Source organism: Duganella sp. HH101, assembly GCF_001758795.1.
Lineage (GTDB): Bacteria > Pseudomonadota > Gammaproteobacteria > Burkholderiales > Burkholderiaceae_D > Rugamonas > Rugamonas rivuli.
The window spans coordinates 90586-98152 of the sequence record NZ_LRON01000024.1 but is presented as its reverse complement, the minus strand read 5'-3'; the positions used below and the strand labels follow the sequence as shown (position 1 = coordinate 98152).

Genomic DNA, 7567 nt, shown 5'->3' with positions numbered 1-7567 from the left:
CGCTGACGCTGCCGTCGCTGCCGACATCGCTGTCGAGCGCGCCGTTGCCACCCTTGCCGGCGCCGGTGAAGACATAGCCCGCAGGCGGCGCCACCGACACGGTGTACGTGCCAGGATCGACGGTGAAGCTGTACTGGCCGCCGTCGTGCGTCGTGACAGAGTTGACCACGTGGCCGCCGTTGTCCTTGAGCGTGACGACCACGTCGTCCACGCCCTGCTCGCCCGCATCCTGCACGCCGTTGCCGTTGGCGTCGAGCCACACACGGTCGCCGATGGTGGCCGGCAGCGCGACGATGCCCGCATCCAGGTCGTGGTGGTTGTCGCCGGAGTTCAGCGTGACTTGGCCGGTCTTGCCGGTGCCGGTGTTGGCGTCGGAATCGAGCGCGCCGTTGCCGCCCTGGCCGGCGTTGGTCAGCACGTAATTGGCCGGCAGCGAGGCGGTGTCGAACTGCACGCTGTAGGTGCCCGGCTTGAGGTTGGTGAAGCTGTAGTTGCCGCTGGCATCGGTGGTCGCGGTGGCGCCGGCCGGATTGCCGCTGGCGTCCAGCAGGATGACCTTGACGCCGGCCACGCCGGCTTCGCCCGCGTCCTGCACGCCGTTCTTGTTGGCATCCAGCCAGACGCGGTCGCCCAGCGTCGCGCCCTTGTAGAAGCCGGCGTCGATGTCGTTGTTGGCCTGGCCGGCGGTCAGCGTGAACTGGTCGCTCTGGCCGTTGGCACCGGTGTCGCTGTCGGCGGCGGCGTCGCCGGCGTGCTGGCCGGTGGCCGTGTAGCCCGCAGGCGCCGTCACCGAGATCGAGTACTTGCCCGGATCGACGGTGAAGCTGTACTTGCCGTCGGTGCCGGTGGTGGTGGTCTTGACGACGTTGCCCTGCTCGTCTTTCAGATCGACCTTGACGCCGACGATGCCCGCTTCGCCCGCATCCTGCACGCCATTGCCGTTCTTGTCTTCCCACACGCGGTCGCCCACGGTGGCTTGCGTCACCACGATGCCTGCGTCGAGGTCGTGGTTGACGGCGCCCGAACCCAGCGTGACTTGCTGCGTCACACCGTTGGCGCCGGCGTCGGAATCGGCCGCGCCGTTGCCGCCGGCGTGGGCGGTGGTGAACTCGTAGCCGTCGCCGATGGTGGTCTTGTCGAACTGGACGCTGTAAGTGCCCGGCTTGAGGTTGTTGAACAGGTAGTGGCCGCCGTTGTCGGTGGTCGCGGTCGCCACTGCGGCGCCGGTGGCGTCCAGCAGCGTGACCTTGACGCCGGCGCGGCCGGCTTCGTTGGCGTCCTGCACGCCGTTGCGGTTGCCGTCGACCCAGACGGTGTCGCCCAGTTCTGCCAGCTTGACCAGGCCGGCGTCGATGCTGTTGTTGGTCTGGCCGGCCGCCAGCGTGACGGCGGCGCTGGCGCCGGTGGCGTCGATGTCGCTGTCGGTGGCGCTATTGCCGCCCAGGCCCTGGCCGGTCGAGGTGTAGCCGGCCGGCGCGGTGACGGCGATCGAGTAGGTCCCAGGATCGACGGTGAAGCTGTACTGGCCGCCGTTGTGGGTGATGGTGCTGTTGACCACGTTGCCCAGGCTATCCTTCAGATCGACCTTGACGCCGTCGATGCCGGCTTCGCCCGCATCCTGCACGCCGTTGGCGTTGCTGTCTTCCCACACGCGGTCGCCGAGCGTGGCCTGCTGCACCACCAGGCCGGCGCGCAGCGTCAGGTTGTCGCCCGAGGCCAGCGTGACTTGCGCGGTCTTGCCGGTGCCGGTGTCGGCGTCGGAACCGGCGCCGCCAGGGCCGCCTTGCGCGGCGGTGGTGAAGTCGTAGCCGGCAGGCAGGCTGGACTTATCGAACTGCACGCTGTAGCTGCCGGGCGCCAGGCCGTCGAACTGGTAGTGGCCGTTGGCGTCGGTGGTGGCGACGGCGCCGGCAACCGGGTTGCCGCTGCTGTCGAGCAGCGTGACCTTGACGCCCGCCGCGCCGGCTTCGCCATTGTTCAGGCGGCCGTCGCGGTTGGCGTCGATCCACACGATTTCGCTCAGCGAAGCCGGGCGGTACACGCCGGCGTCGAGGTCCGCGTTGTTCTGGCCGGAGACCAGCGTGACGCTGGCACTGTTGCCATCGGCGCCGACATCGCTGTCCAGCGCGCCATTGCCGCCCTTGCCCGCGCCGGTGAAGACGAAGCCCGCAGGCGTCGCCACCGATACGCTGTAGGTGCCTGGGTCGACGGTGAAGCCGTACTGGCCGCCGTCATGGGTGGTGACGGTGCTGACCACGTGGCCGTCGGCCGCCTTGAGCGAGACGACCACGCCGTCCACGCCCTGCTCGCCCGCGTCCTGCACGCCGTTGCCGTTCTTGTCTTCCCACACGCGGTCGCCCAGCGTGGCTTGCACCACGACGATGCCGGCGTCCAGGTCCTGGCCGTGGTCGCCCGAATTGAGCGTGACCTGGCCGGTTTTGCCGGTGTTGACGTTGGCGTCCGAATCGGTGGCGCCGTTGCCGCCCTGGCCGGCGCTGGTGAACACATAGTTCGCAGGCAAGGTGGCCTTGTCGAACTGCACGCTGTAGGTGCCAGGCTTCAGGTCGTTGAAGCTGTAGTTGCCGTTGGCGTCGGTGGTGGCGGTGGCGCCGGTCGGATTGCCGCTGGCGTCCAGCAGCACGACCTTGACGCCGGCCACGCCGGCTTCACCCGCGTCCTGCACGCCGTCGCGGTTGGCGTCGTACCAGACCTTGTCGCCCAGCGTGGCCGGACGGTAGAAGCCGGCGTCGACGTCGGCGTTGTTCTGGCCCGGGGTCAGCGTGATCGCTGCGGTGTTGCCGCCGGCATCGATGTCGCTGTCGACGGCATTGCCGCCGGCGCCCTGGCCGGTGGCCACGAAGCCGGCCGGCGCGGTGACGGACACCGAGTACGTGCCAGGATCGACGGTGAAGCTGTACTGGCCGCCGTCATGGGTGGTGACGCTGCTGACCACGTGGCCGCCGGCGTCCTTCAGGTCGACCTTGACGCCGTCCAGGCCCAGCTCGCCGCTGTCCTGCACGCCGTTGCCGTTGCTGTCTTCCCACACGCGGTCGCCCACGGTGGCTTGCTTGATGACGATGCCCGCATCCAGGTGCTGGTAGCTGTCGCCCGAAGCCAGCGTCACTTGCGCAGTCTGGCCGGTGGCGGCGTCGGCGTCGGAATCCTTGGCAGCGTCGCCGCCCTGGTTTTGCGCGGTGAACAGGTAGTTGGCCGGCAAGGTGGTCTTGTCGAACTGTACGCTGTAGCTGCCCGGCTGCAGGCCGCTGAACTGGTAGTGGCCGCTGGCGTCGGTGGTGACGGTGGCGCCGGCCGGATGGCCGGCCGCGTCCAGCAGCGTGACCTTGACGCCGGCCACGCCGGCTTCGCCGTTGTTTTGCACGCCGTCGCGGTTGCTGTCGTACCAGACGGTGTCGCCCAGCGAAGCCAGGCGCACCAGGCCGGCGTCGGCCTTGTTGTTGGTCTCGCCCGGGGTCAGCGTGATGGCGGCGGTGTTGCCGCTGGCATCGATGTCGCTGTCGACGGCGTCGCCGCCCTGGCCCTTGACGGTGGCCGCGTAGCCGGCCGGCGCCTGCACGGACACCGAGTAAGTGCCCGGGTCGATGTCGAAGTGGTATTTGCCGCTGGCGTCGGTGGTGGTGGTCTTGACGACGTGGCCGTCCACATCCTTCAGCTGCACGGTGACGTTGGCCAGGCCGGCTTCGCCCGCGTCCTGCGTGCCGTTGCCGTTCGTGTCTTCCCAGACGAAATCGCCCAGGTGCGACATCGGCACCTTGAAGGTCAGGTAGTTCGGCGTGACGCTGGTGTCGGCCGCGCCGCAGCCGACCAGGCCGCCCGCGTCGCGCACCTTGAAGCCGACGTCGAAGCTGCCGGCAGCCGTCTGGCTGGGCACGAAGCTCAGGTGGCCTGCGGCGATGTCGGCGGCCGAGATCTCGGCGTTGACGGCCACGGCGGCGCCGTTGAGCATCAGCTTGCCCGCGTTGGGCAGCGAGGTGATGATGACGGACTGGAAGGCGTCATGCTCGACCGCATCGACGAAACCGAAGTCGCTCTGCGCCAGCGTGACCGCCGCGCCGTTATTCAGCGCGAACACCTTGTCGGCGCCGGTCGGCGCGTCGTTGACGGGATCGACCACCACCAGCATGCTCAGCGTGATGCGTGGACCGGCGTCGCCCTGCTGGACGATGAATTCGATGGTGGCGAACTGGCCGTTGTAGTTCGGCTTCCAGTCGCCCGGGTGCACATAGACGGTGTCCGCGTCGACGCGGCCGAACAGCGGGGTGTTCACGCTGGAGGTGGTGCCGTCCGGCAGCTTCACCACCATGGTGCTGATGTTCAGGCCTACGCTAGTGGTGACGCCGGCCGCAGCCAGCACGTCGCGCATATCAAAGGTCGCGTTGGTGTCTTCGCACACGTGGACCGTGGTATTGACGGAAATAGTACTCATTTCGTCACCTCTGCCGACACACCGCTATATTTGAACTTAATCATTCTTATGGGCCTTCAAAAAATCGTTTTGGAGTGGATTACTGACCGGCGCGGCTGCTGACGGGGGTGGGGTCAAAGGCGGCAGGGAAATGCTGAACAACTGGCGTCACCGGGCTGAAGTGATGCTGTCAATACATGTTAGTTGTCGCAATTATAGCTAAATTTTTCCAAAAACAATTAATATTTTTTACTTGAATGATTCTTTTCGTCATTTTAACGTTCCGTACAGCAATATCCCGCCGTCGGCCGCTATGCCCTACAATCTCGCCATGACCGAAATTACCCTTGCACTGCCTTACGCCCTGCCTCCGCCGGAGATGGCGACCGACCTGTTGCGCGCGCTGAAGACCCCGTCGCTGGCGACGTTGTTGTCCCGCTACACTCATTTCAACTACAACCAATACGACAACGACAGCCGGGTGCTGCCGCACGAAGCCTGGCTGGCGCACGCGCTGGGGCTGGCGTCCGCGCCCGACCGGCCGGACACCGCCGCGCCGCTGTCCACCGCCGTCATGCGGGGCTGCGGCTTGCAGGCGGAGGCGGACGCCGGACCGGGGCACTGGTTCATCGTCCAGCCGGCGCATATCCAGCTGTCGCGCACCCACCTGCTGCTGTCCGATCCGCGCGCCCTGCACCTGGACGAGGCGGAATCGCGCGCGCTGTACGAGCTGGCCCGCCCCTGCTTCGAGGAACAGGGCAAGACGCTGCTGCATGCGGCCCCGGGCCTGTGGTTTGCGCGGGCCGACGACTGGTCCGGCCTGGCCACCGCCTCGCCCGACGCCGCGGCCACGCAAAACCTCAGCGACTGGATGCCCGAGGGCGAACACGCACGCGCCTACCGCAAGCTGCAAAACGAAATCCAGATGCAGTGGCACGAGCACCCGGTCAACGAAGCGCGCCAGGCGCGCGGCCTGCAGGCGGTGAATGCGTTCTGGATGTGGGGCGGCGCCGGTCCGCTGGCCGCCTCCCCACAGCCGCTGGCGATCGCCGGCGGCCCGGCATGGATGGAAGCGCTGGCCGTGCCGGCGCTGCGCCAACCGACCGCCGCGCAACTGATCGCCGCGCCGGGCACGGTGATGCTGGCGGAGCTGATCCCGTCGGCGCAGACCGGCGACTGGGCCGACTGGATCGCGCGCATGCAGCGCATCGAGCAGGAGTGGCTGGCGCCGCTGCTGGCGGCCTTGCAGGATGGACGCATCGGCCGCGTCACGCTGGTGCTCAGCCACCGCAACGGCTGGACCAACGTCAGCACCAGCAAACTGGCGCTGCGCAAATTCTGGCGCAAGCCGAACCTGAACCTCTTGATGAAGCAAGCCTGACATGACCCGTATCGCCATCCGTCCCTGCCCGTTCCGTGAATCCGAAATGCTGCGCCAGGGCGGCATCCACCCCGTGCTGGCGCGCTTGTACGCATCGCGCGGCCTGACCGACGTGAAAGAGCTGTCGAGCGAGCTCGCGTCGATGATCCCGCCTTCGGGCCTGCTGCACATCGACGCCGCCGCCGTGTTCCTGGCCGACTCCATCGCCGCCGCCAAACGCATGGTGATCGTGGCCGACTACGACTGCGACGGCGCCACCGCCTGCGCGGTCGCGCTGCGCGGCCTGCGGGCGATGGGCGCCAACATCGACTTCATCGTGCCGAACCGCTTCGAGTACGGCTACGGCCTGACGCCGGAGATCGTCGAACTGACGGCGCGCGAGAAGCAGCCGGACATCATCATCACCGTCGACAACGGCATCGCCAGCATCGACGGCGTGGCCGAGGCCAACCGGCGCGGCATCGAAGTGGTCGTCACCGACCACCACCTGCCGTCCGATACGCTGCCGGCCGCGCGCGTGATCGTCAATCCGAACCAGCCGGAGTGCGGCTTCCCGAGCAAGCATATCGCCGGCGTCGGCGTGGTGTTCTACGTGCTGCTGGCCTTGCGCGCGGAGCTGCGCAAGCGCGGCGTGTTCGACGCCCAGACCCAGCCCAAGCTGGACAACCTGCTCGACCTGGTGGCGCTGGGCACGGTGGCGGACGTGGTGCGGCTCGATCCGAACAACCGCATCCTGGTGGCGCAGGGCCTGAAGCGCATGCGCGCAGGCCGCATGCACGCCGGCGTGGCCGCGCTGTTCCGCGTGGCGGGCCGCGAGCCGCGCAACGCCAATCCCTTCGACCTCGGTTTCGCGCTGGGCCCGCGCCTGAACGCGGCCGGGCGGCTGGAGGACATGTCGCTGGGGATCGAATGCCTGATCACCGACGACGAAGGCCGCGCATGGCAGCTGGCGCAGCAGCTCAACGAGATCAACCTGAAGCGCCGCGAGATCGAAGCCGAGATGCAGGATGCGGCCTTGCTGCACCTGGACGCGTACGAGCCGGCCAACAGCAGCACCATCTGCGTGTTCGACGAATCGTGGCACCAGGGCGTGATCGGCATCGTCGCCTCGCGCCTGAAGGAGAAGTTCTTCCGCCCGACGATCACCTTCGCGCCCGGCGCCGACGGCTGGATCAAGGGTTCCGGGCGCTCCATCCCCGGCTTCCACCTGCGCGACGCGCTGGACCTGGTGTACAAGAAGGCGCCGTCGCTGATCGACAAATTCGGCGGCCACGCGATGGCCGCAGGCCTGACGCTGCGCGCCGACGCCTTCGACGCCTTCGCCGCCGCCTTCGAGGAAGTGGGCCGCGCGTGGCTGAGCAAGCAGCAGCTGGAGCGCGTGATCGAAACCGACGGCCCGCTGGAAGACGCCTACTACACCACCGCCTTCATCGACCTGATGGACGGCCAGGTGTGGGGCCAGGGTTTCGCGCCGCCGGTGTTCTGCGACGAGTTCCGCGTGGTGAGCCAGCGCATCCTGAAGGAGCGCCATCTCAAGCTGCTGCTGGAAAAGAACGGCGCCCGCTATGACGCCATCTGGTTCGGCCACGTCGACTCGCTGGGCGAGCGCGCCAAGGTCGCCTTCCGCCTCGACGCCAACGAATACAACGGCGTCACCAAGGTGCAGCTGATGGTGGAGCATGCCGAGCCGGCATAAAGTCGCGCGGCACAAGACGTTTGGTACTGCAAACCAGTGCGCCCTCGTTAGCCAGGGATAAACGCAC

At 67.7% G+C, this 7567-nt stretch carries 3 protein-coding genes; 2 read left to right on the top strand and 1 reads right to left on the bottom strand.

Annotation, left to right across the window (positions count from 1 at the left end; all coding sequences use genetic code 11):
• On the bottom strand, positions 1-4444 hold a 4444-nt coding region (locus DUGA2_RS27480), incomplete at its 3' end, for an SdrD B-like domain-containing protein (protein WP_210402602.1).
• A 310-nt stretch (positions 4445-4754) separates the two neighbouring features.
• Here DUGA2_RS27480 and DUGA2_RS27475 point away from each other — a divergent pair.
• Positions 4755-5804 (top strand): hypothetical protein, encoded by a 1050-nt coding sequence (locus DUGA2_RS27475; RefSeq protein WP_070272580.1) that lies wholly within the window; start codon positions 4755-4757, stop codon positions 5802-5804.
• Position 5805: 1 nt separating this feature from the next.
• Positions 5806-7500: a single-stranded-DNA-specific exonuclease RecJ gene (gene recJ / locus DUGA2_RS27470; protein ID WP_070272577.1), complete on the top strand. Its 1695-nt coding sequence runs from the start codon at positions 5806-5808 to the stop codon at positions 7498-7500.
• Positions 7501-7567: the final 67 nt, after the last annotated feature.